Raw genomic sequence first — 26,347 nt, 5'->3', positions numbered from 1 at the left:
CCGGCGCCGCCCCGCTCCGGGCGACAATGCACACGCGCCGAGCCGCACCCATGACGCGTTGCGGCGACGAGGACGAGCTGGAGGTCGCATGACCAGGACCGCGCGGGTGATCGCCGCCTCGAACCGGGCGGCTGCCGGGACCTACGCCGACACCACGGGCCCGGTGATCGTGGAATGGCTGTCCGAGCGCGGGTTCGACGTGCCCGCGCCGTTCGTGGTGCCCGACGGCGAGCCGGTCGGGCAGGCCCTGCGCAGCGCGGTGGACGGCGGGGTCGATCTCGTCGTCACCACCGGCGGCACCGGGCTCAACCCGAACGACCGCACGCCCGAGGTGACCGCGCAGCTGCTCGACCGCGCGGTGCCCGGGCTGGCCGAGGCCCTCCGCACCGCGGGGCTGCCGCACGTGCCGACCGCTGTGCTCTCCCGCGGCCTGGCGGGTGTGAGCGGGCGGACGTTGATCGTGAACCTGCCCGGCTCGCGCGGCGGCGTGCGGGACGGGCTCGGGGTGCTCGACGGGGTGCTCGACCACGCGCTGGAGCAGATCGCCGGCGGCGATCACGCCCGCGAAGCCGGTGCCGGTGAGCAGGCCGGTTCCGGTGAGCGGGGTGGGGGCTCCGGCAGCGGTGCGCACGAGCGCGGCCGCACCGGGTGCGGGCAGGCATCCGAGGAGCGGGCGGCCGGGCCGGCGCAGGTGGTCCGCGCGGAGGTCACCGAGGAAGCGGTCGACGTGGCCGCGTTGGAGCGCGCGGTGGCAGGTGCCGCTTCCGGGGCCGTGGTCGCTTTTTCCGGGGTGGTGCGCGACCACGACGACGGCCGCGCGGTGCACGAGCTCGAGTACGTCGGCCATCCGACCGCTTCGACGGTGATCGGTGAGGTGGTCGCGGAGATGGCCGGGAGGTTCCCGGGCGTGCGGGCGCTGGCCGCGCAGCACCGGGTCGGTGTCCTCGGCATCGGCGATGTGGCGCTGGGCTGCGCCGTCGCGGGGGAGCACCGCGCCGAGGCGTTCGCGGCAGCGGCGGAGCTCGTCGACGAGGTCAAGCGCCGGCTGCCGATCTGGAAGCGGCAGGTTTTCGACGACGGAGCCGAGGAGTGGGTCAACTGCCCGTAGACGGCGGACCCCTCGTTCTGGCGTTCCCAGCTGCCCCGGCCTCCTGCCCCTGTCGAGGGGAGGGGGTCGGGGACAGCTGGGAGAGGGTCCCCGCCGCTGGGGGCGGGCGGCAGGGACCCGGTTCTTCGTGCGGGGAACGCGCCGTGTCGGGGGTGAACGGCGCGTTCCCCGCGCCGGCCGGCCGGCCGCATGTCGGGGGAGGTGCGGCCGACCGACCAGGTCAGTTGATGCTCAGCTGCTGTCCCGGGAAGATCAGGTTCGGGTCGTCGAGCACATCGCGGTTCTGCTCGAAGATCTCCCGGAAGTCCGTGCCGAACTTCGTGCCGATCTCGCCGAGCGTGTCGCCGTTCTGCACGGTGTACGTGCCCGAACCGGAGGCGGCCGCACCGGTGGATTCGGTGGTCTGCTCGGCCTGGTACTGGGTGGAGGACGCGGAGGACTCGGAGTCGGTGCTCGTCTCCGCCGAGTAGTCCGTGGTGCCGCTGGTCCAGGAGATCTTGGCGGTGCAACCGGGCCAGGCGTTCGCTCCCTGGGCCGAGAGGACCTTCTCCGCGATCTCGATCTGCTGCTCGCGGGTGGCCTGGTGGGCGTTGGCGGCGTACTCGCCGCCACCGTAGGCGGACCAGGTGGTCGGGTCGAACTGGAGTCCGCCGTAGTAGCCGTTGCCGGTGTTGGCGCTCCAATCACCGCTGCTCTCGCACTGCGCCAGAGCGTCCCAGTCGGCCGCGTTGGCCGGGGCGGCGATCGCCATCGGGGTCGCGACCACGGCGCCGGCGACCGCCACGCGGGCGACGGCGCGGTTGGAGTTGGACGGTTTTCGGTGCTTGCCTCGGTAGCGAGCCATGACCTCTCTCCTCGTGCGCCTGACGGGCACGTGCGAGTCCGACCGGGTGGGGACCCGGCGCGGAGGTTCGCCGTTCGGGGGTCCGTCGGGTTTCGGGGGCCCGGCGGGTCCCGTTCCCCGTCCGCAGTTCCGTGTTTCGGGGGTAGGAAGCCCGCCGGACAGGGTTCGGCGCTGCGGGCTTCCCGGATCTTGTGCTGATCGGTTCGGGGCCGACCGCGAGCGACACTACGTAACTGAAAACAAGATCGGAAACGATTGTTGATGTGATGCTGGTCACAGTAACAACGGATCATGCTTCTCCGATTGCCTAATTTCTGCAGTTCAGAGGGTTGTTACTCGTTCGTATCCGGACCGATATCGATCACCGTCAGTGAGGCGTGCATCACCGCGCTACCGGGCGTGTCGGTCATTCGTCCTCGGCTCGCACGCGCTCGTGCTCGCTCGGCGCGGCTCCGCCGCTGCCGCTCGGCGCGCTCGCCCGGGTTCGCCGTTCGACGCGATGCGTGATCACGCCTGGTGCGCAGCGTGTTCGGCGATGGTGTCGTTCGCGAGCCCGGACCAGCGGGGGTTTCGCGTGGAGCGGACACGTGCGCGTCCTGCGGGTCCGCGTTGCGCCGGTTCGCGCCGGAGAGGGGTGGAGGGGCGCCTGCTTCTGCGGGCGCGATGCGGAACTCCCCGACACGCCGAGGCGTGTCGCGCCGCTGGGGTGCCGTGTTGCCGCGGCCGCGCCGCCGGGATGCCGCGCCACTGGGGGAGACGCGGCCGACCGCGCTGCCGCGGCCGCGTCGCCTGGGGGCCACGGGACTGCGTCGCCGGAGAACGCACCGCCGGGGCTGCCGCGCTGCCGACCGCACCGCGCGCTCCCTCGGGCGACCGGAGCGACCACCGCGATACACCTCGCTTCGCGCTCGATCGCGTGGGGAGCACTTGTGCTGTAAACGGGTGGGGAAGGATTCCAATTTTCATGAAAATTGCGCTCTCTGGAACGAGTCCAGAGAGGAGTCGGGCGGGTGCGGGGTGCGGATGCCGCGTGTGCCCACCGTGGACGCGGGACGGCCCTGCGCATCCGCTCGCGCACGAGCGCGCACGCGCTGAGCACCACGTGCCCACGCACACGCGTCGGGCGCCTGGTGCCCCGGGACCTCCGCGCGTGCGCACCGCTCGCAGCACGCACGCGCTTCCGGCTGCGGCGAGGCCGATGCGCCCGCAGCGCTCTCGTGCTCGCACGAGCGCCTCCGACTGCGCCGAGGCCGATGCGCCGCGGCGCTCTACAGCCCACGCGCGCCCACGCGCGCGCACGCGCGCGCACGCGCGAGAGGCACACTGTGACCCGTGGGTGTGGACACCGCGGTGGCCGGCCGTGCTCCTGCGCATCGCGACCAGCCGTCATCGGCTCCGCCGAGCCCCCGTGGCCGCGAGCAGCGCTCGCGTCCAACCCGGACCGCTGCGGCCGCGATCAGCAACCGCGATCCGCAGCCGTGGTCGGCCACCGAACCACCGAGTCGCGACTGATCACCGGCAGCCACCGGAGCGCAGCAGCCGCGATCAGCCTCCGGCGAACGGCGGCAGCACGTCCAGCACGGACCCCTCCGGCACCGGTGCCGCGCGGTCGCGGGTGCTCACCTCGTCGAGCAGGAAGCTGCACGCCGCGAGGACGCGTTCCAGCTCGCTGCCGTGGCGCTCGGCGATCGCGGAGAGCACGTCGGCCACGCAGGCCCGCGCAGCGGGAATCGGGACGTCCTCCTCGGCCACGCCGCCCGCTGCCGCGCGCGCTCCGGCGAAGTACCGCACGCGCGCGGTGGTGGTCTCCGCCGCGGGCGGTGCCGACGACCGCAGGGCCCCGTCCTGGAGGGATCCCTCCGGCTGGGCCCCCTCCGGTCGGGGCCCAGCAGAACGCGCCCCCTCCGGTCGGGCTTCCTCCGGCTGCGCCGCGGTCGTCAACGCCTCATCCTCCGATCGAGCTCATCGGCCGGTCCGGCTGGGCGAAGCCCGGCTCGTCGACGCCGTGCCCGGCCTTCTTCGCCCACATCGTCCGCTGCCAGAGCCGGATGATCTCCTCGTCGTCCGCGCCGCCGCGCAGCGCGGCCCGCAGGTCCGTCTCCTCGGTGGAGAACAGGCACGAGCGCAGCTGCCCGTCGGCGGTCAGCCGCGTGCGGTCGCAGGTGGAGCAGAACGGGCGGGTCACCGAACCGATCACGCCGACCGTGCCGGGGCCGCCGTCGACGAGCCAGCGCTCCGCGGGGGCCGAGCCGCGTTCGGCGGAGTCGGGCGCGAGCGCGAATCGCTCGCCGAGGCGCTGCAGGATCTCGCCCGCGGTGACCATCGCGTCGCGGTCCCACTCGTGCTGGGCGTCCAGCGGCATCTGCTCGATGAAGCGCAGCTCGTAGCCGTGCTCGAGGCAGTACTCCAGCAGGTCGCAGGTCTCGTGCTCGTTGATGCCGCGCATGAGCACCGCGTTGACCTTCACCGGTTCGAGCCCCATGCGCTTGGCCGCGCGCAGACCGTCGAGCACGTCGTCGAAGCGGTCGCGGCGCGTGAGCCGTTTGAACACGTCGCGGTCGAGCGTGTCGAGGGAGACGTTGACCCGGTCGAGCCCGCCGCGCACGAGCGCTTCGGCGTGCGCGCCCAGGTTGATCCCGTTGGTCGTCAGGGCCGTCTTGGGATGCCCGGGCAGCGCCGAGGTGGCGGTGATGATGTCCACGAGGTCCTGGCGCAGCAGCGGTTCCCCGCCGGTGAAGCGGACGGTGTCGACGCCGAGCCGCTCCACGGCGATGCGGATGAGGCGCATCATCTCGTCGGTGTCGAGCATCTCCGAGCGCTTCATCCACGGCAGCCCCTCGGCGGGCATGCAGTAGGTGCACCGCAGGTTGCACTTGTCGATCAGCGACACCCGCAGGTCGGTGGCGACGCGGCCGAACCGGTCGACGAGGTAGGGGGTGTCCGGGCGCGCGGAGGTGTCGATCGCCTGGTTCACGGCCGGAATGCCCAAGTTCACGCTCACCATTCGAGCCTAACGCCGCTGGCAATGCCCGGATCAGCTCGTGCTCAGCGGACCGCACTCCCCGCGGCCGTTCGGAGCAATCCGCGGATGCGTGGAAAAACCCCTGTTCTTTCCGCGTATGCGGAAGTAGTCTCGGAGTTCATGCCGCAATTCCGGATCGCAGAGGCCGCCGAGCTGTTGGGGGTCAGCGATGACACGGTCCGCCGATGGGCCGAAGGCGGTCATCTGGCCGTCGAGCGCGATTCCGCCGGTCGGCTGATGGTCGACGGCGCGGAGCTCGCCGCGTTCGCGCGGGAGCAGGCCAGGAGCGCCCCCGACCCCTCGGCCGTGGGGCGTTCGGCGCGCAACCGGTGGGTCGGCCTCGTCACCGAGGTGCGGTCCGACGCGGTGATGTCCCAAGTCGAGATGCAGTGCGGACCGCACCGGGTGGTCTCCCTGATGAGCACCGAGGCCGTCGAGGAGCTCGGGCTGGTGCCCGGGGCGCGCGCGGTCGCGGTCGTCAAGTCCACGAACGTGGTGGTGGAAACGCCGTGAACCGATCGGAGGGGATCCGCCCGCCCGCGCGCACCGGTGCACTGGTCACCGCCCTGCTGGCCGTGCTGGGCCTGCTGGCCGGCGGATGCGCGGCGCACTCGGGCGAGCGCACGCTCACCGTGCTCGCCGCGGCCTCGTTGACCGACTCGTTCGACGAGCTCGGCGAGCGGTTCGAGCAGCAGCACCCGGGGGTGCGGGTGCGGTTCGATTACCAGGGTTCGTCCACGTTGGCCGAGCAGATCCGCCAGGGCAGGCAGGCCGACGTGTTCGCCTCCGCCGACCGCGGGAACATGGGCAAGGTCGCCAGGACCGGCTCGGTCGCGGGCGAGCCCGCGACCTTCGCGACGAACCGACTGGTCATCGCCGTGCCGAAGGACAACCCGGCGGGGATCACCTCGCTGGACGACCTCGCCCGCCCCGGCCCGGCGGTCGTCACCTGCGCCCCCGAAGTGCCGTGCGGTGCGGCGACGCAGCGCGCCGCCGAGATCGCCGGCACCCGGCTGCAGCCGGACAGCGAGGAGAACGACGTCAAGTCGGTGCTGCGCAAGGTGCAGAGCGGAGCGGCCGACGCCGGGCTGGTCTACGTCACCGACGCGCGCAGCGCCGGCGAGGACGTGCGGGCGATCGACTTCCCCGCGGCCCGGGGAGCGCTCAACGAGTACCCGATCGCCGCGCTGGAGGGCGCCGCGCAGCCGCAGCTGGCCTCCGCGTTCCTCGACTTCGTGCGCGGCCGCGGCGGCCGGGAGGTGCTCACCGAGCACGGGTTCGGCGCGCCGTGAGGGGGTGGTGGTGATCGCGGCCGCAGGTCGGCGCACGCCCCGCGGCGGCCCCGCGTCCGTCCCCGGCGTGCTGTGGCCGCCCGCCGCGTTGGCGCTGGCGCTGATCGCGCTGCCCGTGGCCGGGCTGCTCACCCGCGTGTCCCCGGCCGAGCTGCCGGAGCTGCTGCTGTCCGCGTCGGCCGTGGACGCGCTGCGGCTGTCGCTGCTCACGGCCGCCGCGTCCACCGCGCTGTCGGTGGTGCTCGGCGTGCCGCTGGCCGTGGTGCTCGCGCGCTCGCGCCTGCGCGGGATGCGGGTGCTGCGCGCGGTGGTGCTGCTGCCGCTGGTGCTGCCGCCGGTGGTCGGCGGGCTCGCGCTGCTGTACCTGCTGGGGCGCACCGGACCGCTCGGCGGGCTGCTCGACGCGGCGGGCGTGCAGCTGCCGTACAGCACGGCGGCCGTGGTGCTGGCGCAGACGTTCGTGGCGATGCCGTTCCTCGTGGTGGGGCTGGAAGGGGCCCTGCGCACCGCGGGTGGGCGGTACGAGCGGGTCGCGGCCACGCTCGGCGCGGGACCGTGGCCGGCGTTCCACCGGGTGACGCTGCCGCTGCTGCTGCCCGCCCTCGGGTCGAGCCTGGTGCTCACGTTCGCCCGCGCGCTGGGCGAGTTCGGCGCGACGATCACGTTCGCCGGCAGCCTGCAGGGCAGCACCCGCACCCTGCCGCTGGCGATCTACACCGAGGCGCAGACGGACGTGGACGCGGCCGTGGCGATGTCGTTGCTGCTGGTGGTGGTGGCTCTGGTGGTGATCGTGGTGGCACGTCCCCGGTCGGTCGCGGGGCGGTCATGAGCGGGCGGGACGGCCTGTCCGCGGACGTCCGGGTCAGCCGGGAGGCCTTCGAGCTGCGCACCCGGTTGCGGGTGCCCGCGGACGAGGTGCTCGGCGTGCTCGGGCCGAACGGCGCGGGGAAGTCGACGCTGCTGTCGGTGCTCGCCGGCCTGCTGGCGCCCGACGAGGGTTCGGTGCTCGTGGACGGGCGGACCTGGGTGGACACCGGAGGCGGCCGGAACCTGCCCACGCACCGGCGCGGCGTGGGGCTGCTGGCGCAGGAACCGCTGCTGTTCCCCCACCTCACCGCCGAGGACAACGTGGCGTTCGGCCCCCGCGTCCGCGGTGCGCGCCGGGCGCGGGCGCGCCACCGGGCCCGCGCGTGGCTGTCCGAGGTGGACGCGGGCGATCTCGCGCGGCACCGGCCGGCCGCGCTGTCCGGCGGGCAGGCGCAGCGGGTGGCCCTGGCCCGCGCGCTGGCGGCCGAACCGGGCCTGCTGCTGCTGGACGAGCCGCTGGCCGCGCTGGACGTGGACGCCGCTCCCGCGATGCGCTCCCTGCTGCACCGGGTGCTGCGGCAGCGCGCGCAGCCGAGCGTGCTCGTCACGCACGACGTGCTGGACGCGGTGGTGCTCGCCGATCGGATCGCCGTGCTCGTCGACGGCCGCGTCGTCGAGCAGGGCCCCACGCGGCAGGTGCTGGCGCGGCCCACCGACGAGTTCACCGCGCGGCTGGCCGGGGTGAACCTCGTGCCCGGTCCGGTGCGCCACGCGGGCGTGCAGTTCGGACCGACCTCGCTGCGCGGCCAGCTCGGCGAACCGCTCGGTGCCGCCGAGCAGGCGGTGGCCGTGTTCGCGCCCAGCGCGGTGGCGGTGCACCGCCACCGGCCGGAGGGCAGCCCGCGCAACGCCGTCCAGGTGCGGGTGGCGGCGCTGGAGCCGCGCGGCGACGTGGTGCGGGTGCGGGCGCGCGCCGAGGGGCGCGCCCTGGCCGCGGACGTCACGCCGGCGGCGGTGGCCGAGCTGGGGCTGGTGCCGGAGGAGCGGGTGTGGTTCGCGATCAAGGCGACCGAAGTGGCCATCCACCCCGTGTCCGGTGGATCATGCGGGCGTGACTGATACACCGCGATGGACCTACCTGATGGACATGGACGGCGTGCTCGTCCACGAGCAGAACCCGGTGCCCGGGGCGGAGCGCTTCCTCACCGCGCTGCGCGAGCGCGGCATCCCGTTCATGGTGTTCACGAACAACTCGATCTACACCCCGCGCGACCTGCGGGCGCGCCTGCTCGGCGGCGGTCTGGACATCCCCGAGGAGGCGATCTGGACCTCGGCGCTGGCCACGGCGCAGTTCCTCGACAAGCAGCGCCCCGGCGGTTCGGCCTACGTCGTCGGCGAGTCCGGGCTGACCACCGCGCTGCACGACATCGGCTACATCCTCACCGACCGGGATCCGGACTACGTCGTCATCGGCGAGACCCGCACCTACAGCTTCGAGGCGATCACCCGCGCGATCCGCCAGGTCGAGGGGGGTGCCCGGTTCATCGCCACGAACCCGGACGAGAAGGGGCCCAGCCCGGAGGGCACGCTGCCCGCGACCGGTGCGGTGGCCGCGCTCATCGAGCGGGTGACCGGCCGCAGCCCGTACTACATCGGCAAGCCCAACCCGCTGATGATGCGCTCGGCGCTGCGGGCGCTGGGGGCGCACTCGGAGCACACGCTCATGATCGGCGACCGGATGGACACCGACGTGCGCTCCGGGTTGGAATCGGGGTTGCAGACGATCCTCGTGCTGTCCGGGCTCTCCCACGAGAGCACCGCCGAGAAGTTCCCGTACCGGCCGACGAAGGTGCTCGGCTCGGTGGCCGACCTCGTCGACCACGTCGACGACCCGTTCGCCGCGTGACCCGTTCGCCGTGTGAGAGGAGGCGCTGGGATGCGTCTGCTGCTGAACCTGATCTGGCTGGTGTTCGGCGGGCTGTGGCTCGCCCTCGGGTACGGCCTGGCCGGGATCCTGCTGTGCGTGACGATCATCGGGATCCCGCTGGGGATCGCGGCGTTCCGGATGACCGCGTTCGCCCTGTGGCCCTTCGGCAAGCGCCTGGTCGACGACCCGGACGCGGGGGCCATGTCGGCCGTGGGCAACGTCGTCTGGTTCGTCCTCGCCGGGTGGTGGTTGGCGCTCGGGCACATCGCCACCGGTGTCCTCATGTGCGTGACGATCATCGGGATCCCGCTGGGGATCGCGAACTTCAAGCTCGTCCCGGTGTCGCTGCTGCCGCTGGGCAAGCGGATCGTCGACAGCGACTCGCCCTACTCGTTCCGGTGAGCTCCGCCGACCGGCGGCCGCGGTCCTCCCGCGCCGCGCCGCGCGCACCTCTTTCGCCCGCCCCGGCCAGCGTGCAGGATGTCCGCATCGGTCCCGGAGCGGGTCGGCGAGGTGCGGTGGTGCCGCGCCGGGCCGCCGGGGCCGCGGCACACGCCCGGTTCACGTCTTGTCGGGAGGGCGTCGGGATGGAGAGCACGCGAACGGGAGCGGCGCCGGCCGAGCAGGGCCCGCCCAGCTACGCGTCCGGCACGTCGGACACGCCGCTGCTCGGGGACACGATCGGCGCCGACCTGGACCGGACGGTGGCGTCGTTCCCGGAGCGGGACGCGCTGGTCGAGCGCTCGACCGGGCGGCGCTGGACGTACCGGGAGTTCCTCGCGGACGTGGAGGCGCTCGCGGCGGGGCTGCTCGACGCGGGCATCGAGGTCGGCGACCGCGTCGGCATCTGGGCGCCGAACCGCGCCGAGTGGACGCTCGTGCAGTACGCGACCGCGAAGATCGGCGCGATCCTGGTCAACATCAACCCCGCCTACCGCACGCACGAGCTGGAGTACGTGCTCGGGCAGGCGGGCATCCGCGTGGTGGTCTCCGCGCGGAGCTTCAAGAGCTCCGACTACGCGGCCATGCTCGGCGAGGTGCGCGACCGCTGCGCGGAGCTGGAGCGGGTGGTGTTCCTCGACACCGAGGAGTGGGGACGCCTGGCGGCGGGTACCGACGTGCACGCGGTGCGTCGGCGGCAGGCGCAGCTGTCGGCCGACGACCCGATCAACATCCAGTACACGTCCGGCACGACGGGCTTCCCGAAGGGCGCGACGCTGTCGCACCACAACATCCTCAACAACGGCTTCTTCGTCGGCGAGCTGTGCCGCTACACCGAGCAGGACCGGGTGTGCATCCCGGTGCCCTTCTACCACTGCTTCGGCATGGTGATGGGCAACCTGGCGTGCACGAGCCACGGCGCGGCGATGGTGATCCCGGGCGAGGCGTTCGAACCGGCCGCGGCCCTGTCCGCGGTGCAGGCGGAGCGCTGCACGTCGCTGTACGGGGTGCCGACGATGTTCATCGCCGAGCTGGACCTGCCGGACTTCGACTCGTACGACCTGAGCTCGCTGCGCACCGGCATCATGGCGGGTTCGCCGTGCCCGGTGGAGGTGATGAAGCAGGTCATCGACCGGATGGGCATGTCCGAGGTGTCGATCTGCTACGGCATGACCGAGACCTCGCCGGTGTCCACGCAGACCCGCCCCGACGACTCGGTCGACCGGCGCGTGTCCACCGTGGGCAGGGTCGGCCCGCACCTGGAGGTCAAGGTCGTCGACCCGGAGACGGGTCGCACGCTGCCGCGCGGTTCGGCGGGCGAGCTGTGCACGCGCGGGTACTCGGTGATGCTGGGCTACTGGCGGCAACCGGAGCGCACCGCCGAGGTGATCGACTCGGCGCGTTGGATGCACACCGGCGATCTGGCGGTGATGGACGAGCACGGCTACGTCGGCATCACCGGCCGGATCAAGGACATGGTCATCCGCGGCGGGGAGAACATCTACCCCCGCGAGATCGAGGAGTTCCTCCACACGCACCCGGACGTCGTGGACGCGCAGGTCGTCGGCGTGCCGGACGAGCGCTACGGCGAGGAGCTCATGGCCTGGCTGCGGCTGCGCGAGGGCGCGGAGGAGCTCACGGCGCAGGGCCTGCGCGAGTTCTGCAGCGGCCACCTGGCGCACTACAAGATCCCGAAGTACGTGCACGTGGTCGACGAGTTCCCGATGACCGTCACGGGCAAGATCCGCAAGGTGGAGATGCGCGAGGAGGCCAAGAAGCTGCTCGGCCTGGATTGACTCGACCTGGAGGCTCCCGGCCCCCGCGGCGCTCGGGGGCGACCCCGGCCTCCCGGAAAACGTGCCGAGAAGGCACCTCCGCGTGAACCGCGCCCTGGAAGGGCACGGCTGACCTGGGGTTTGGACATTTCCCGGGCGGGTTCATGGGGTGGGTGCAACGAGGGTGGGGTGCAGGGTTTCGGCGGGGGTGGCCCAGTTGAGGGTCCAGCGGGGGCGGGTGTTGAGTGTGGTGGCGATGGTGTCGAGGTCGGCCTGGCTGTGGGTGGACAGGTCGGTGCCTTTGGGTAGGAAGTCCCGCAGCAGGCGGTTGGTGTTTTCGTTGCTGCCGCGCAGCCATGGGGTTCCCGGTGGGCAGAAGTAGACGGGCAGTCCGGTGGCCACGGAAAACCACGCGTGTTGGGCCATTTCCTTGCCTTGGTCCCAGGTGAGGCTGCGGCGCAGCTGGCTGGGCAGGCGGGTGATGGTGCTGGCCAGCTGCTCGGCGACGGCCTCGGCGGTTTTGCCCTGCGGTAGGGCGGTGAGCAGGACGAAGCGGGAGTGCCGCTCGACCAGGGTGGCAATCGCCGAACCCCCGCGGCCGAGGATCAGATCGCCTTCCCAGTGGCCGGGTACGGCGCGGTCGTCGGCCTCGGCCGGCCGGGCCGACAGCGGTACCGCATCGGGCAGTCGGCCCCGCGTCTCGCCGGGCTGGCCCTGCGGCCGGCGGCGGGAGTGGCGCTGCCGCAGATACCGGGTCAGCTCGTGGCGGAACTCGCCGCGGGACTGCACATACAGGCTGCGATAGATCGTTTCGTGCGAGAGGCGCATGCCCGCATCATGGGGAAACTCCTGCGGCAGCCGGGCCGCGATCTGCCGCGGTGACCACCGGTCGAGCAGCCGGTCGGTGATCCAGGCGGCCAACTGCGGCTGGTCGGCCAGTTTCGAGGCCTTCGGGCGTCGTGCCCGTGCGGCGGCGGCCTGTTCGGCCTGGGCCGGCCGGTAGTGCTCGCGGCCGCCGTTGCGGGCCACCTCCCGCGAGACCGTCGAGACCCACCGGCCCAGCCCGGCCGCGATCGCGGTATACGTCCACCCCGCGGCCAGCCCGGCGAAAATGTCTTCCCGCTCGGAAGGAGTCAACGCCTGCGGATGCCGCCGCCGCGGGTGTGGAGCGATCCCACCATGCTCGTTGAGGAACCGTTCCACCACCGCACGGGAGACCGCCACCAGCCGGGCCACCGCCGACACGGTGGCCCCACGACGGTGCCACCACCACACCAGCTGCTGCTGCATCGACGACAAACTCGTAGCCATCCCAGCAATGTTGCACCCACCCTTTGAATCCCCACGCGAAAAGTTCACCAGGCGGTGCTTGGCGGCGTGCCGCGAGGCGGAGCTCGGCCGGCCCCGCGTCGCCGGAGCGCTCATCGGCTGGTCCAGCTTGGCGGCTAGTCCAGCTTGGCGAGTTCGGCGGCGTCCTCCGCGCCGAACTGCTCCTCCAACCGCTCCGGCGCGGCGTCCACGTCGATGCGTGCCAGCGGCATGCCGCGCGCGCTGGAGATCGCGCCGAGGCGGCGCCCGGCGCGGTCGGAGGCGTAGTTGACGAGCTCGTCGTTGTCCAGGGCGAACGGAGGTTCGGCGGGGGCGTCGTCGGGCCGCCACTGGATCTGGGTGACGGCGTGCTGCAGCAGCCGGTCCATCTCCTCCTGGATGTGGTCCCACATCGCGTCGTCGGCGGCCACGTGCCGGCGGCAGGTGAACGTCCCCCAGGCCATGTGGCGGCGCTCGTCATCCCCGATGCGGCGGATGACCTCCTGCATCCCGGGCAGGATGCCGCGACTGCGGCAGATCTTGTTCCACGAGTAGTACCCGGTCAGCGCCAGCGTCCCCTCGACCACGTGGTTGTAGGTCACCGAGGCGCGGACCTGGTTGCGCGGGCTCGGGTCGTGGTGCAGGGCGTGCAGCGCCTTCGGCAGCTCCTCGTAGAAGATCGCGCGGTACCCGGGGTTCTCCGCGACGAGCGGGTGCAGGTCCTCGGTCAGCCCGACCGCGTCCATCCACAGCCGGAAGACCTGCGTGTGCTTGGCCTCCTCGAAGCAGAACTGGCTCAGGTACATCTCGTCGCCGAAGCGGCCCTCGGCGGCCATCGCGGCCATGAACGGCTGCAGGTCCTGGGTGACGGCCTCCTCGCCGGCGATGAACTGCGCGCACAGCCCGGCCACGCTCTGCCGCTCCTCCTCGGTGAGCGCGGCCAGGTCCTCGGCGTCCTGGCTGAAGTCGATGTCGGCCGGGTTCCAGAACTTCGCGTTGCCCTTGCCGAACAGGCGCAGCGGCAGCGAGTCCCAGTTGAGCCCGCCGGCGGCCAGGGAGTGGAAACCTTCGCGGTGCGCGGGGTGCGTGGCGCTCATGGCGGACTCCAACCCGGTGCGTGGGTGACGTGTGCAACGATTTTCGGCACGGATCAGTTTCGCGTCAACATCGGTGCCCCCGTCGTGGTCGCGGTGCGCCGGTGCTGCCGGATCCACTGCGCCGGCCGATCCGCGGACTCACTAGGCTCGGTCGGGTGCGCGCCGCCCCGATACCCGCCCGCCCGACCGTCGGCTTCGACCTCGACATGACGCTCATCGACCCGCGCCGCGGCATCCGCCGCGCCTACGACCGGGTGGGCGAGGAGCGCGGCGTCCCCCTCGACGGGCGCTACTTCGCCGACAACCTCGGCCCGCCCAGCGAACGGATGCTGCGCGACCACGGCGTCGACGAGGCGCTCGTCGACGACCTGGCCCGGCACTACCGCGAGATCTACCCGGAGACCGTCGTCGCCGTGACCGACCCGATGCCCGGCGCCGCCGCGGCCGTGGCGCAGGTGCGCGCGCTCGGCGGCCGCGTGCTCGTGGTCACCGGCAAGTGGACGTCGAACGCGCAGCGGCACCTGGACCACCTGGGGTGGGAGGTCGACCGGCTCGCCGGGGACGTCTTCGCCGCGGCCAAGGGCGAGGTCCTGCGCGCGGAGGGCGCCGCCGTCTACGTGGGTGATCACCCGGGTGACGTCGAGGGCGCCCGGGCCGCCGGTGCGCTGGCCGTCGCCGTGGCCACCGGGCCGCACTCCGCCGCGGAGCTCGCCGAGCGCGGCGCCGACGTGGTCTTCGACGACCTCGCCGCCTTCGCGCCGTGGCTGGCCTCGGTGGCCGGCCAGGCCGGCGGCGTTGCCGCGGGTGAGGAGGTGCGCGGCGGGTAGCCGCCGGCGCCGCTGCGGCCCGCCGCGTTCCGGGCGGGACAATCGGCCGGTCGGTGAGGCTGGGGAGGTGCCTCGGTCGCGGGGTAGGCTTGGAGTGACGCGTCCCGGCGCGCCCGTATCGAGCGGCGTCACGGGGCGCTTTCGTTCGTGCCGGGCGGGTCGCCGCGGCGGTGGCCGGCACGGCGCGCAGACCAGGAAGACGACACTCGAGCGCCCGGGCCGTGGCCGGGGGCAGGCGACAGGGAACGGTGAGGACAGTGCCGACCGGCAGGGTCAAGTGGTTCGACGCGGACAAGGGCTTCGGCTTCCTGACCCAGGACGGCGGGGAGGACGTGTACGTGCGTACCTCGGCGCTGCCGTCCGGAGTGGACACGCTCAAAACCGGGCAGCGCGTCAGCTTCGACATGGCCCAGGGGCGCCGCGGCCCGCAGGCGCTGCGGGTGGAGCTGCAGGACCCGCCGCCGTCGGTGGTGGAGGCGCGCCGTCGTCCCGCCGATGAGCTGCACGGCATGGTCGAGGACATGATCAAGCTGCTCGAGGCCCGCGTGCTGCCCGACCTGCAGCGCGGCAAGTACCCGGACAAGAAGTCGGCCAAGCGCGTCGGCGAGGTCGTCCGCGCCGTGGCGCGGGAGCTCGACCCGGGCGGCACCGACTGACCCCGGTGCGGGCCTCCCGCCCGTTGGGGCTGCCGGGCTCGCTGGAGTTCCCGGCCCGCTGGACTGCTGCTGGCCCGCTGGGCTGCCGGACTCGCGGGGCTGCCGGGCGGTCCCCCCGCCGGCGGCCGGGAAGCCTCGCGGGCGCCGGCGAGCACTGCCCGGCCGGGCAGCGGCCGGTGCTGCCGGAGCGCTCACCGGGTGGCGTCGACCACCCAGGCCCCGCCGATGACGAAGTTCACGCCGCCCTCGGCTCCCGGGGCGAGGACGGCGGAGTAGCGCTGCACCTCCACGTGCTCCAGCTGCGCCGCGCCGGGAGGGAGGCGCAGGGTGTAGGCGTGCCGCTCACCGGGGGCGAACACCGGGGAGCGCTGGTCCACCTCCGCGCCGTCGGTGCCGCGGTAGACGAACGCGACCTGCCACGGCGCCTCCGCCACCTCCTGGGGCACGGAGATCTGCACCGGTTCGCCCGGTGGGACGCGCAGCTGCTCGGCCGCCTCCGGGTCGGAGGAGCAGTCCCCGCCCCGCGGCTCGCAGTGCTGCGTCGGCGCCGCAGGGACCGACTCGCCGTGCGAGTAGAAGGTGACCTCGGGCTTCCCGGGTGCTCCGCACCCGGCGGCCAGGACGACGACGGCGGTCGCCAGCAGTGGTTTCCATCCGCGATGCACGGTCGTCGAGCCTAAGCTATGCGGCGCGGGCCGTCCGGATCAGGGACGGCGCGGCGCGTCCGCCGGGCCGTCCGCGGGAGGTTCCGGGGGCCGGCCGCCGCGCGGACTACTCGGGCACGAACCGGACCCGGAACAGGTGCGGCCAGTTCTTGCCGGTGAGCAGGTACTCGTCGGTGCCGGGGACCTTCGCGATCCCGTTGAGCACGTCGGCCCGGGCGCGTTCGGCCCGCGTGAGCAGGCCGGTGGCGTCGACGACGGCCGTGACGGCGCCGGTGCCCGGGTCGATGCGCACGAGGTGGTCGCTGTGCCAGAGGTTGGCCCACACCTGGTCGCCCACGCACTCCAGCTCGTTGATCTGCGTGACCGCGCGCCCGTCCAGGTGCACGCGCACGCTCCCGCGCGGCTCGTACGTCGCTGGATCGTGAAAGTCCAGCTGCGCGCTGCCGTCGCTGGAGATGAGCCTGCGGCCGTCGGAGCACAGCCCCCAGCCCTCGCCGTCGTAAGGGACCCGTCGCAGCTCATCCAGGGTGTCGGCCGAGCGCACGAGGGCGACCTCTTCCTGCCAGGTCAGCTGCCAGATACGGTCGTCGACGACGGTCATCCCCTCGCCGAACAGGTCCGCGGGCAACCGCCTCTCGGAGCGCACGCGCCCGGTCGCCGGGTCGAGCGCCCGCAGCGCGGAGCCGCCGTAGGTACCGGTGCTCTCGTAGAGGGTCCCGTCGTGGAGTTCCAGACCTTGGGTGAACGAGGAGCGGTCGTGCGGGAGCGTGGCGGTCACTTCCGCTCGGAGGCGTGGGACGCTTTGCGTGTGCCGCACGCCCTGATCGGTTTGCTCGTCCTCACGGTGGCTGTCGTCCTGCGGTGGTACGTGCGTCGTGCACGCCGCGGGCAGCAGGCAGCACGCCAGCAACATGGTTCGCACGAGCGCCGACCGCATGGCAGCAGCCTGGCACAGGAGCCCGCCGCGTCACACGGGACGGTGGGGACGCACGCGGTGGAACGCTGCCGATGGGGCACAATCGGTGCCGTGACCCCTATGCCTGCTCCGATGACCAGTCCAGATGCGGTGACCCCGAACGCGGACGGCGGGCAGCCGGAGTCGAGCGCGGAGCTCACCGCCGCGGTCGAGGTTGCCCGGGCGGCGGCCGTCGACGAGGCCCGCCCGGCGGACGGCGCGATCCGGTCCCCCGTGCTGACCCAGGCCGCGGACGGGACGAACCCGGTGGGCGAGCACGTCGGAGCGCGCACCGAGGACGCCCACTCCGCCACGCACTACTTCGAGGCGCACTACCCGGGTTACGTGGGCTGGCGTTGGGCCGTGACCGTGGCGAGCGCCGGACCCGGCGAACCCGTCACCGTCAGCGAGGTCGTCCTGCTGCCCGGCCCGGACGCCCTGATCGCGCCGGACTGGGTGCCGTGGAGCGAGCGGGTGCGGCCGGAGGACTTCGGCGCGGGCGACCTGCTGCCGACCCCGGACGACGACCCGCGGTTGTCCCCGGGCTACCTGGCCGGCGAGGACCCGGAGGAGCAGGCCCTCATCGACGAGGTCGGCCTCGGCCGCAGCCGGGTGCTCAGCCCCGAGGGCCGCACCTTCGCCGCCGAGCGGTGGCGGGGCGAGCGCGGCCCGGAGGCGGAGATGGCCCGCTTGGCGCCGGGGACCTGCGCCACCTGCGGGTTCTTCGTCAAGCTCGCCGGCTCGATGGGCGCGGCCTTCGGCGTCTGCGCCAACGGGTCGGCACCGGCCGACGGGCAAGTGGTGCACGTGGAGTACGGCTGCGGGGCGCACTCCGAGGCGGAGGTGGACACCTCCTCCTCGGTGCCGGTGGCCGAGGTCGTCTACGACGACACCACGTTGGACTTCGAATCGCGGGACCCGGAGGACGGGTGAGCTCCGGCGGGTCCGCCGACGGGACCGACCCGTTCGACACGGCCGGTCTGCGGCGGGCCGTGCTGGAGGCCTGGGAGTCCTCCCCGACGCGCTTCCGCGAGGACGCCAACGCCGAGGAGGACCTGCGCCTCGGCGGGTACCGGGAGCGGTTGTTCGTCGAGCTCGCGCAGAACGCCGCCGACGCGGCCGCCGCCGCGGAGCGCCCGGGTGCGCTGCGCGTCGAGTTCGAGCAGGGCCTGCTGCGGGTGGCCAACACCGGCGTCCCGCTGACGGCCGACGGCGTGGCAGCGCTCGCTTCGCTGCGCGCCTCGGCCAAGCGCACCGGCACCGAGATCGGCCGGTTCGGCGTGGGTTTCGCCGCGGTGCTGTCGGTCTCCGACGAGCCCGCCGTGGTCTCCACCACGGGCGGTGTCGCGTTCTCCGCCGAGCGCACGCGGGCCGAGGCCGCGCGGCTGCCCGGCCCGGACGAGGAGCTGCAGCGCAGGCAGGGCGCCGTTCCGGTGCTGCGGCTGGCCTGGCCCGCTGACGAGCGCCCGCCCGAGGGGTTCGCCACCGAGGTGCGCCTGCCCCTGCGGTCCGATGTGGACGTCGAGGAGCTGCGGGCGGCCCTGGTCGAGCAGGTCGCCGACCTGCTGCTGGCGCTGCCCGCCCTGCGGGAGGTCCGCTGCGGCGAGCGGGTGTGGCACCGCGAGGACGTCGGTGCCGACGGCGTCGTGGTGCACGGGCCGGAGGGCGCCGACCGCTGGTTGGTGCACCGCGAGTCCGGTGCGCACTCCGAGTCCGCCGTGTCCGAGCTCGGTGCGGAGGCGCGGCACTCCGCGCGGTGGCGCGTGTGCTGGGCCGTTCCCGTAGACGACGGCGGCGCGGTGCTGCCGCTGTCCACCGACGTGCTGCACGCGCCCACTCCGACCGAGGAGCGCCTGTCGCTGCCCGCGCGGCTGCTGGCCTCCGTGCCGCTGGAGGCGGACCGGCGCCGCGTGGTCAGCTCCACCGCGGCGAACGCGGTGCTCGCGCACGCCGCCGAGTGCTACCCGGAGCTGCTGCGGAAGCTCGCCCCGGAGCAGCGCCCCGCGCTCGTCCCGCTGCCCGACTTCCCGCTGTCCGATGTGGATGACCGGCTGCGGCAGGCGGTGTGGGACCGGTTGCGGGTGACCGACTGGCTCGTCACCGCCGGCGGCGCCGCCGTCGCGCCTTGCCGGGCGAAGGTGCTGGACACGCCCTCCGAGGAGCTGGTGGAGGCGCTGCGCGGCGTGCTCGACGGCCTGCTGCGCGCCGACTTCTCCGAGGCGCGGCACCGCCGCGCCCTGCACGCCGTCGAAGTGCCGCGCCTGACCGCGGGCGACGTCGTCGCCGCCGTGTCCGACCTGCAGCGCGAGCCCACCTGGTGGTACGGCCTCTACGCCGCGCTCGAACCGGTGGAGCGCACCGATCCGCACGCGCGGGAGGACCTCGCCTCGCTGCCGGTGCCGCTCATCGACGGGCGCACCGTGCGCGGCGTGCGGGACGTGCTGCTGGCCGACCACGACGATCCGGAGATCGCCCGACTGCTGTCCGAATTGGACATCTCCGGGCTGCGGATCGCCCACGTCGACGCGGTGCACCCGCTGCTGACGCGCCTCGGCGCGAGTTCCGTGGACTCGGCGGAACTGCTCGACGCGCCCGCGCTCGTGGACGCGGTGGAGAGCAGCGTCGCCGACGCCCGCTCCGGTGTGGACACCGCACCGCTGGCCCAGGCCGTGCTGCGGCTGGCCTCGCTGGCGCGGGAGCGCCCGTGGATGGGGGCGCTGGCCCTGCCCGACCGGGACGGCGAGTTCCGCCGCGCGGACGAGCTGCTGCTGCCGGACGCGGAGCTGCTGCCGGTGCTCGACGCGGACGTGGTCGGGCCGGAGGCGGCGCTGGGCGTGCTCGACGCGGACGTCGCCGCCGAGTGGCCGCGGGAGCTGCTGCGCTCGATCGGTGTGCTGGACACGTTCTCGGTGCACGTCGAGGAGGAGCCGACCGAACCGGACGAGGACTTCCCCGACAGCGGCGAGTGGTGGCGGCAGTGCTCGGCCAGCGCGGAGACGTGGCCGCCGGCGCGGTTCGTCGGCATCCGCGACCTGGACCTGGTCGCCGCGAACGCCTGGCCGCGTGCGTTGCGCCTGCTCACCTCCTCCCCGGAGACCGCGCACGCGCTGCGCGAGCCGAACAACCACGCGGCCTGGTGGATCGCGCGCTACGCGGTGCTCGGCGGGCGCGCGCCGCGCTTCTGGCGGCTGCCGGAGGCCACCGAGCTGACCGGGCTGTACGACCCGGTCCCGGACGTGGGGCTGAGCGCGGAGCAGCTGCGCCTGGCCGGGGTGCGCACCCGGCTGCGGGTGGTCGACACCGCCGATGCGGCGGACCTGCTGCAGCGCCTCGGCGACCCCGAGCGCACCGTGCGCGCGGGCACGGGCCTGCGCGCGCACCAGGCGCTGGCGGACGCGGTCGCGCGCGGTGCGGTCGAGCCGGAGGAGCTCACCCCGCCGGAGGCGGTGCGCTCGGTGTCCGGGGCGACGGCGCCGGCGCAGCGGGCGGTGGTGCTCGACGAGCCGTGGATGACGGGCGTGCTGGAGCCCCCGCTGGTGGTGGCCGGCGGCAGCCCGGACCGCTTCGACGCGGACGCGCTGGCGGAGCTGCTCGACCTGCCGCTGGCCTCGGAGGAGGACGGGCACGCCGTCGTCGGCGAGGGCTCCCCGCAGGTGTGGCGCGAGGTGGCGCGGGTCGAGGCGGCTTGCGAGCTGCTCGGGCTGGCCGTGCCGGAGGGGGAGGTGCTGCTGCACGACAAGTTGACCGTGCGCGGCTCCGAGCGGGACTGGCGCGTGCACTGGTGGGTGGACGACCGCGACCGGGTGCACGCGGAGCGGACGGCCGACGGGCTGGCCCGCGCGTTGAGCTGGGTCGCCGGGTGCTGGCACGAGCGCTTCGCCCTCGCCGCCCTGCTCGCCGATCCGGAAGCCCCCACCCTGCTGCGGTGAGCCCGGCGGGGTGTTGCCGTGCGCCGCGGGGCGGATCACCGCGCACGTGCTCCCCGGGTGGACGGGCCGAGCGCCCGCGGCGCTCGCGGGGCCGGACCGGCGGTGGTGCGCCCGTCAGCGCCGAGGACGTCGAAGCCATCGCACGCCGCGTCGTGCACGAGGAGCTCGACGGCAGCACGTGAACCTCGACCGCCCGGCGGCCGAAGCGGCCGAGCGCTGGGAGCAGCAGCCCGGCGCCGAGACATTCGCGCGCAGCACGATGTCACATGTTGTGCCACACTGAGGCTGTGGGCGACGTGCTGTGGTGGGACGAGGAGGATGCTGCGCACATTCGGCACCGGTCGCTTCGTTATCCCGGGGCGCTGGATCTCGAACCTGAGTGGACGCAGGAAGCTGCGGCTGATCCCGACCGATTGGTGTTCGCGCCGGATCCGCGCAGTCGTGTTGGGTACACACGCGTGGTCGGTTTCTCGCCCGGGGCTGACTGCGTGCTCACGATCATCGTCGATCCGGAGGACGACTCGGGGGTGACTGCGTGGAAGACACGCGGGCGAGAGCTGCGAGAGTACACGGGCAACTTGGGGAGGGGCGATGACTGAGACGGAGGAGACGCGGCGTCGCCGCGAACGCCACCGAGCGATCCGTGCCGCCGTTGCCGAGGAGGAAGCCGAGGCTGCGGCCGCCGAAGCGGCCGAGGCGGCTGATCAGCCGCTCGACGTTCCGCTGCACGTGCGCATTTCACGTGAGTTGGACGAGGCGCTGCGGGCACGTGCCCGTGCTGAACACGTTTCCCCTTCCGCCCTGGTGCGGCGGTTGCTGGCTCAGCAGGTGCACGGCGGTGGTGCGCCCGTCAGCGCCGAGGACGTCGAAGCCATCGCACGCCGCGTCGTGCACGAGGAGCTCGACGGCAGCACGTGAACCCCGACCGCCCGGCGGCCGAGTTCGTCCGCGGCAGCTGCGGCCGGGCGCCGGGAGCAGCAGCCCGGTGCCGCGGTTCACTCCTCGTCGATGCGCTCCTTCGGGAACGCGAAGGTGTGCGGATCGGGACCGACGCGACCGTCCGGCCGGTCGAGCTGCTCGATCGCCCGCATCTCGTCCTCGCCGAGCCGGAAGTCGAACACGTCGAAGTTCTCCCGGATGCGGCTCGGCGTGACCGACTTGGGGATGACGACGACGCCCAGCTGCAGGTGCCAGCGCAGCACCACCTGGCTCACCGTCTTGCCGTGGGCCTCGGCGATCTCGCCCAGCACCGGGTCGTCCAGCACCGCGCCCTGGCCGAGCGGCCCCCACGCCTGCGTGGCGATGCCGCGCGCGACGTGCTCCCGGCGCAGCTCGGCCTGCTGGAAGTACGGGTGCAGTTCGACCTGGTTGATCGCGGGCGTCACCCCGGTCTCGTCGACGACCCGGCCGAGCTGCTCGGGGGTGAAGTTGGAGACGCCGATCGACCGCAGCCGCCCGTCGCCGCGCAGTTCGGACAGCGCGCGCCACGAGGCGGTGTAGCCGCCGCCGGCCTCGACGGGGAAGTGGATGAGGTACAGGTCGACGCGGTCGAGCCCGAGCCGCTCGAAGCTGCGCGCGAAGGCCTCCGCCGCGTCCCGGGCGCCGTGGTCCTCGGTGGGGTTGAGGTACTTGGTCGTGACGTGGACGGATCCGCCCGCCGCGCGGACGGCCTCGCCGACCTGCCGCTCGTTGCGGTAGGCCGCCGCCGTGTCCACGTGCCGGTACCCGGCCTGCAGGGCGGTGGTCACCGCCTGAGCGGTCTCGGCCGGGTCGATCTGGTACACCCCGAACCCCAGCTGCGGGATCAGCGCGCCGTCGTTGAGCTCGATGTCGGGAACCGGGTCGATCACCTCGGTGCGCTCCTCGTCTGCGCGTCGGTTCGTCCGGCTCGGCGCGCCGCTCGGCACGAGCCGGTCACCAGGCGTTCTCCTCGCGGGCCTCGGCGACGATCTCGCCGAGCACCCGCTTGACCGTGCCCGCGTCGCAGCCCGCGACGAGCCGTTGGCCGCTGCCGTTGTACACGGCGACGCGGCCCTGTTCCAGGTCGAGGATGCGCAGTGTCTGGTCGCCGCGCACCTCGCGCCGTTCCCAGCCGAACACGGTCGCGCCGAGTTCGCCCGCTCCGAGCTTCGGGGTGTCCAGCAGGCGCACGGCCTTGCGGTAGTCGACGAGGTTGACGCCGTGGCGGCGCAGCCCGTGCTCCACGGCCCGCGGGTCCTCCGCGGCCCACTGCCGGGTGACCTCCTCGTGCGCGGAGCGCACCTTCTGCAGGTTCAGCTGGATCGGGCGGATGCGCATCGCCGGGTGCTGCGGCAGCAGCGAGATGAGGGCCGGGACGGCATCGCCGGGGCGGACGGGGTGGACGGTGACGCGTCCGCGCCGGACGACGGTGCGGGTGCCGCCGGTGCTGGTCTCCGAGACGCAGGCGCGCAGCTCGTCGCCCTGCTGGGCGGTGAACCGCAGGTCGTACTCGACACCGCACTCGCGGTAGGAGCGCAGCAGTTCGAACGCGCCGTCCTCGACGCGGCCGCCCGGCCGGAGCAGGCCCCGTTCGCGGCAGCGCTGCTCGGCGGCGCGGAGCTCGGCGGTGATGTCGCCGGTGTCGACGTTCGGCGGGTCCTGCCGGTTGTAGGCGGCGACGGTGGGGATCCGCGTGCTCCCCGCCCTGCCGGTGAGCACGGCGAATTCCAGGAGGTCGAGGTCGAGTTGCGCTGCCACCGCTGCTCCGCGTGTCTCGGGTGCCGGGCGTGTCCCGGGTCGTGGGCCGCCCCAGGTTAGCGCGCCCGGTCCGGGTGCGGCGCGGGTTCCGCCCGGCCGGCGGGCACCTCCTGCACGGCTCTCGCTCCGGGTGCTCGACCTCGAGTAGCGACCTACACCACGTCTCGCCTTCCTCGCGAGAGCCACGCAGGAGAACCCGCCGATGGTCCGGCTGCTCAGGTGGCGCTTCGACACTGCCGCGTCGAAAGGAAGGCAATCGCGACTACCCCGCAACGGCAGGCGTCAGTGACATAACAAACTACTACTGGGGGCCGCGCGGATTGGCGGCCACGTGCTCGACCGCACCGGCCCGTCAGGCGGGCGGCGCAGCCGCTCCATCGCCACGTGCGCGGAGCGCCCCGCCGCGGGAGGTTCCTCCCGGCTACCCCCGTCCACCCGCCCTCAACAGCCGATCCGCGGACTTCCCTAGTCGTCGAGACCGGTGAGCCCCTGCCACGCGCCGCGGACCCCGCGGTTCGCCGCGGAGCGCTGCCAGCGGAAGATGGTGTAGCCGACACCGCCGAGCGCGGTCCCGACGAGGCAGGTCCAGAACGGCACGCCGAGGCTCCCCTCGGACCAGCCGAGCAGCGCGAAGTAGACCACCCCGGCCAGCCACACGACCGTCCCGATCAGCACGATCGGCCGCGGGTCGACGAGCCGCTGCGGCAGCCGGGGGGCCTTCCGGTGGTCCTGCCCCGTCGCCGCCGGGGTGGGTGCTGCGCGCTGTTCCGCCACACCCGCAGGTTACTCCGGGTGGGGCGGTACCTCCGCGGACGTCCGGGGTGTGGCGCGTGTCGCGATCAGCCGTTTGCGATGCTTACCGCCCGGTTCCGCTGGCCGCTCCTCGGCGCGCCGCCGGCTCGTGCGCTGCGCGGGGCCGCCGAACGCACACCGATGGGAAAGGTGACCGTTGAGTACGACTGGAACGTCCGGCACGTCGCGTCTGGACCGCTACTTCCGGGTCTCCGAACGCGGTTCCAGCATCGCGCGGGAGATGCGCGGCGGGCTCGTCACGTTCGTCGCCGTCGCCTACATCATCGTGCTCAACCCGCTCATCCTCGGCAGCCGCTCGGCGGAGGACCCGGGCGCGAACACCGACGTGCTCGGCAACATCCTGCCGGTGCCGCAGGTCGCGGCGGTCACGGCGCTGGTGGCGGGGGTGATGACCCTGCTGTTCGGGGTGATCGCGAACTACCCGTTCGCCTTCGCCGCGGGGCTGGGGATCAACACGCTGCTGGCCACGAGCATCGCCAGCCAGGTGACCTGGCCGGAGGCGATGGGCCTGGTCGTGGTCGACGGGATCGTCATCCTCCTGCTGGTGGCCACGGGGTTCCGCACCGCCGTGTTCAACGCGATCCCGACCGAGCTGAAGACGGCGATCGCGGTCGGCATCGGCTTCTTCATCACCTTCGTCGGCCTGGTGGACGCGGGCTTCGTCCGCCGCATCCCGGACGCGGCGGGCACGGACGTGCCGGTGCAGCTGGGCATCGGCGGGTCGATCGCGTCCTGGCCGACGGCGCTGTTCGTCTTCGGTCTGGTGCTCACCGGCGTGCTCGTGGCGCGCAAGGTGCGCGGCGGGATCCTCATCGGCGTGCTGGTCACCACCGCGCTGTCCATCGGGGTGGAGGCGATCGCGCACGCGGGGGCGGCCAGCGGCGCCAACCCGTACGGGTGGAGCCTCGGTGCCCCGGAGCTGCCGGAGCAGGTCATCGGCATGCCGGACCTGTCGCTGCTGGGCGACATCTCGTTCGGCGCGTGGACCCGGCTGCCCGCGCTGGCCGCGGCGATGCTCGTGTTCACCCTGGTGTGCGCGAACTTCTTCGACGCGATGGGCACCATGACCGGCCTCGGGAAGGAGGCCGGGCTGGCCGATGGGAGCGGCAAGCTGCCCGGCATCGGCAAGGCCCTGGCCGTCGAGGGCGTCGGCGCGGTCGCGGGCGGCGCCGGTTCGGCGAGCTCGAACTCGGTCTTCGTCGAATCCGCCTCGGGCATCGCCGACGGGGCCCGCACCGGGTTGGCGAACGTGGTCACCGGCCTGCTGTTCCTTGTCGCCATGTTCTTCACGCCGCTGTACGAGGTGATCCCGGTGGAGGCGGCTGCCCCGGCGCTGGTCGTGGTGGGTGCGATGATGATCGCGCAGATCCGCCAGATCGACCTGGGCGACTTCACCATCGCGCTGCCGGCGTTCCTGACGATCGCGGTCATGCCGTTCACCTACTCGATCGCCAACGGCATCGGAGCCGGGTTCGTCAGCTACGTGCTGCTGCGCGTCGCCGCGGGCCGGCCGCGCGAGGTGCACCCGCTGATGTGGGTGGTCTCGGCGGCGTTCGTGCTGTACTTCGTGGCCGAACCGGTCAGCAGCGCGTTGGGCGCGTGAGCGGGGCGGCGCGCCGCCGGGTGTGGCGCGTGGCACGCTCCTCCGGAGGCGGGATCCGCTGTGGTGCGACAATCCTGCGATCAAAACGCCCGTTTCCGACATATGGTTTGGTAGACTAACGACGTGTCCGAGACCGCCCAGCGCGAGCAGACCCTCGCGAGTCGCCTCCGCCTGTCCACGGTCCGCCTGAACAGGCGGCTGCGTGCGCAGAGCGCCGACTCCACCATCACCCTCTCCCAGTTGTCGGCCCTGTTCGCCCTCGTCAAGGGCGGGGCCATGACGCCCGGGGAGCTGGCCGCCAAAGAAGGCGTGCAACCGCCGTCCATGACCCGCGTCATCGCCGCGCTCGAGGACCTGGGGCTCGTCATGCGCCGCGCCCACCCCAGCGACGGCCGCCAGGCCATCGTCGAGGTCACCGAGGCCGGGCACGCCCGCGCCGACGAGGAGGTCACCGTGCGCGAGCGCTGGCTGGACTCGCGGCTCGCCGAGCTCACCGACGAGGAGCGGGAGGTCCTGATGCAGGCGACCGGGATCATCAACCGCATCGCCGGGAGTTGAGC

The 26,347-nt window shown here is 73.4% G+C and carries 26 protein-coding genes; 16 read left to right on the top strand and 10 right to left on the bottom strand.

Annotated features, from left to right (window positions below; all coding sequences use genetic code 11):
• Positions 1-88: 88 nt before the first annotated feature.
• Entirely contained in the window at positions 89-1,108 is a 1,020-nt protein-coding gene (locus ACYVJE_RS02540; RefSeq protein ID WP_461143070.1) for a molybdenum cofactor synthesis domain-containing protein, read from the top strand.
• Between the two features lie 220 nt (positions 1,109-1,328).
• Here the strand turns inward: ACYVJE_RS02540 and ACYVJE_RS02535 are convergent, their stop codons facing one another.
• The 3 genes from ACYVJE_RS02535 to moaA form a co-directional block, all read right to left on the bottom strand.
• Positions 1,329-1,952, bottom strand: a complete 624-nt coding sequence (locus ACYVJE_RS02535; RefSeq protein WP_461143069.1) for a transglycosylase family protein — start codon at positions 1,950-1,952, stop codon at positions 1,329-1,331.
• 1,545 nt (positions 1,953-3,497) lie between these two features.
• Complete coding sequence (locus ACYVJE_RS02530) at positions 3,498-3,893, bottom strand: MoaD/ThiS family protein (protein WP_461143068.1); 396 nt, start codon at positions 3,891-3,893, stop codon at positions 3,498-3,500.
• A 4-nt stretch (positions 3,894-3,897) separates the two neighbouring features.
• The gene (moaA, locus tag ACYVJE_RS02525) at positions 3,898-4,956 is read right to left on the bottom strand and encodes a GTP 3',8-cyclase MoaA (protein WP_461143067.1); all 1,059 of its coding nucleotides are present in this window, start codon (positions 4,954-4,956) and stop codon (positions 3,898-3,900) included.
• Positions 4,957-5,094: 138 nt separating this feature from the next.
• On the opposite strand from moaA, the gene ACYVJE_RS02520 reads away from it, so the two are divergent.
• From ACYVJE_RS02520 to ACYVJE_RS02490, 7 genes are all read left to right on the top strand, one after another.
• On the top strand, positions 5,095-5,487 hold the full coding sequence (locus ACYVJE_RS02520; RefSeq protein ID WP_459158146.1) for a TOBE domain-containing protein: 393 nt from the start codon (positions 5,095-5,097) through the stop codon (positions 5,485-5,487).
• A complete protein-coding gene (gene modA, locus ACYVJE_RS02515; protein WP_461143066.1) occupies positions 5,484-6,266 on the top strand; it encodes a molybdate ABC transporter substrate-binding protein in 783 nt (260 codons plus the stop codon). The genes ACYVJE_RS02520 and modA overlap by 4 nt, the downstream gene beginning before the upstream one ends.
• A 13-nt stretch (positions 6,267-6,279) precedes the next feature.
• On the top strand, positions 6,280-7,095 hold the full coding sequence (locus tag ACYVJE_RS02510) for an ABC transporter permease (RefSeq protein ID WP_461143159.1): 816 nt from the start codon (positions 6,280-6,282) through the stop codon (positions 7,093-7,095).
• A complete protein-coding gene (locus ACYVJE_RS02505; RefSeq protein ID WP_461143065.1) occupies positions 7,092-8,192 on the top strand; it encodes a sulfate/molybdate ABC transporter ATP-binding protein in 1,101 nt (366 codons plus the stop codon). Before ACYVJE_RS02510 ends, ACYVJE_RS02505 begins: the two co-directional genes overlap by 4 nt.
• Before the next feature lie 22 nt (positions 8,193-8,214).
• Complete coding sequence (locus ACYVJE_RS02500; protein WP_461143158.1) at positions 8,215-8,979, top strand: HAD-IIA family hydrolase; 765 nt, start codon at positions 8,215-8,217, stop codon at positions 8,977-8,979.
• A 30-nt stretch (positions 8,980-9,009) separates the two neighbouring features.
• Complete coding sequence (locus ACYVJE_RS02495) at positions 9,010-9,402, top strand: YccF domain-containing protein (protein ID WP_461143064.1); 393 nt, start codon at positions 9,010-9,012, stop codon at positions 9,400-9,402.
• A 185-nt stretch (positions 9,403-9,587) separates the two neighbouring features.
• Complete coding sequence (locus ACYVJE_RS02490) at positions 9,588-11,237, top strand: AMP-binding protein (protein ID WP_461143063.1); 1,650 nt, start codon at positions 9,588-9,590, stop codon at positions 11,235-11,237.
• 141 nt (positions 11,238-11,378) lie between these two features.
• Here the strand turns inward: ACYVJE_RS02490 and ACYVJE_RS02485 are convergent, their stop codons facing one another.
• On the bottom strand, positions 11,379-12,536 hold the full coding sequence (locus tag ACYVJE_RS02485) for an IS30 family transposase (protein WP_461143157.1): 1,158 nt from the start codon (positions 12,534-12,536) through the stop codon (positions 11,379-11,381).
• A 125-nt stretch (positions 12,537-12,661) separates the two neighbouring features.
• A complete protein-coding gene (locus tag ACYVJE_RS02480; protein WP_461143062.1) occupies positions 12,662-13,621 on the bottom strand; it encodes a R2-like ligand-binding oxidase in 960 nt (319 codons plus the stop codon).
• 155 nt (positions 13,622-13,776) lie between these two features.
• Between ACYVJE_RS02480 and ACYVJE_RS02475 the strand changes: the two genes are divergently transcribed.
• The gene (locus ACYVJE_RS02475) at positions 13,777-14,448 is read left to right on the top strand and encodes an HAD family hydrolase (RefSeq protein WP_461143061.1); all 672 of its coding nucleotides are present in this window, start codon (positions 13,777-13,779) and stop codon (positions 14,446-14,448) included.
• A 257-nt stretch (positions 14,449-14,705) separates the two neighbouring features.
• The gene (locus ACYVJE_RS02470; protein ID WP_459158153.1) at positions 14,706-15,104 is read left to right on the top strand and encodes a cold-shock protein; all 399 of its coding nucleotides are present in this window, start codon (positions 14,706-14,708) and stop codon (positions 15,102-15,104) included.
• Positions 15,105-15,295: 191 nt separating this feature from the next.
• Here the strand turns inward: ACYVJE_RS02470 and ACYVJE_RS02465 are convergent, their stop codons facing one another.
• Both ACYVJE_RS02465 and ACYVJE_RS02460 read right to left on the bottom strand, forming a co-directional pair.
• Positions 15,296-15,769 (bottom strand): DUF2771 family protein, encoded by a 474-nt coding sequence (locus ACYVJE_RS02465; RefSeq protein ID WP_461143060.1) that lies wholly within the window; start codon positions 15,767-15,769, stop codon positions 15,296-15,298.
• A gap of 106 nt (positions 15,770-15,875) precedes the next feature.
• Positions 15,876-16,547 (bottom strand): glutaminyl-peptide cyclotransferase, encoded by a 672-nt coding sequence (locus ACYVJE_RS02460; RefSeq protein WP_459158155.1) that lies wholly within the window; start codon positions 16,545-16,547, stop codon positions 15,876-15,878.
• A gap of 270 nt (positions 16,548-16,817) precedes the next feature.
• Between ACYVJE_RS02460 and ACYVJE_RS02455 the strand changes: the two genes are divergently transcribed.
• The 4 genes from ACYVJE_RS02455 to ACYVJE_RS02440 all read left to right on the top strand — a co-directional run bounded on the left by ACYVJE_RS02455 (position 16,818) and on the right by ACYVJE_RS02440 (position 21,571).
• Complete coding sequence (locus ACYVJE_RS02455) at positions 16,818-17,657, top strand: DUF3027 domain-containing protein (protein ID WP_461143059.1); 840 nt, start codon at positions 16,818-16,820, stop codon at positions 17,655-17,657.
• Positions 17,654-20,653 carry a sacsin N-terminal ATP-binding-like domain-containing protein gene (locus ACYVJE_RS02450; protein WP_461143058.1) on the top strand — a complete coding sequence of 1,000 codons (3,000 nt, stop codon included), beginning with the start codon at positions 17,654-17,656 and terminating at the stop codon, positions 20,651-20,653. Before ACYVJE_RS02455 ends, ACYVJE_RS02450 begins: the two co-directional genes overlap by 4 nt.
• A 287-nt stretch (positions 20,654-20,940) precedes the next feature.
• The gene (locus ACYVJE_RS02445) at positions 20,941-21,252 is read left to right on the top strand and encodes a hypothetical protein (protein ID WP_461143057.1); all 312 of its coding nucleotides are present in this window, start codon (positions 20,941-20,943) and stop codon (positions 21,250-21,252) included.
• Entirely contained in the window at positions 21,245-21,571 is a 327-nt protein-coding gene (locus ACYVJE_RS02440) for a ribbon-helix-helix protein, CopG family (protein ID WP_461143056.1), read from the top strand. The genes ACYVJE_RS02445 and ACYVJE_RS02440 overlap by 8 nt, the downstream gene beginning before the upstream one ends.
• A 77-nt stretch (positions 21,572-21,648) precedes the next feature.
• On the opposite strand, the gene ACYVJE_RS02435 is transcribed toward ACYVJE_RS02440, so the two are convergent.
• The 3 genes from ACYVJE_RS02435 to ACYVJE_RS02425 all read right to left on the bottom strand — a co-directional run bounded on the left by ACYVJE_RS02435 (position 21,649) and on the right by ACYVJE_RS02425 (position 24,145).
• Positions 21,649-22,500: an aldo/keto reductase gene (locus ACYVJE_RS02435; protein ID WP_461143156.1), complete on the bottom strand. Its 852-nt coding sequence runs from the start codon at positions 22,498-22,500 to the stop codon at positions 21,649-21,651.
• A 67-nt stretch (positions 22,501-22,567) separates the two neighbouring features.
• Complete coding sequence (locus ACYVJE_RS02430; protein WP_461143055.1) at positions 22,568-23,371, bottom strand: ESX secretion-associated protein EspG; 804 nt, start codon at positions 23,369-23,371, stop codon at positions 22,568-22,570.
• Between the two features lie 465 nt (positions 23,372-23,836).
• A complete protein-coding gene (locus tag ACYVJE_RS02425; protein WP_459158160.1) occupies positions 23,837-24,145 on the bottom strand; it encodes a DUF2530 domain-containing protein in 309 nt (102 codons plus the stop codon).
• Between the two features lie 175 nt (positions 24,146-24,320).
• Here ACYVJE_RS02425 and ACYVJE_RS02420 point away from each other — a divergent pair, with 175 nt between their 5' ends.
• Positions 24,321-25,787: an NCS2 family permease gene (locus tag ACYVJE_RS02420; RefSeq protein WP_461143054.1), complete on the top strand. Its 1,467-nt coding sequence runs from the start codon at positions 24,321-24,323 to the stop codon at positions 25,785-25,787.
• 123 nt (positions 25,788-25,910) lie between these two features.
• A complete protein-coding gene (locus ACYVJE_RS02415) occupies positions 25,911-26,345 on the top strand; it encodes a MarR family winged helix-turn-helix transcriptional regulator (RefSeq protein WP_459158162.1) in 435 nt (144 codons plus the stop codon).
• Positions 26,346-26,347: the final 2 nt, after the last annotated feature.

This window comes from Salinifilum aidingensis, assembly GCF_054782015.1.
The sequence above is the reverse complement of the archived record's forward strand: the minus strand, read 5'-3'. Positions and strand labels throughout refer to the sequence as shown.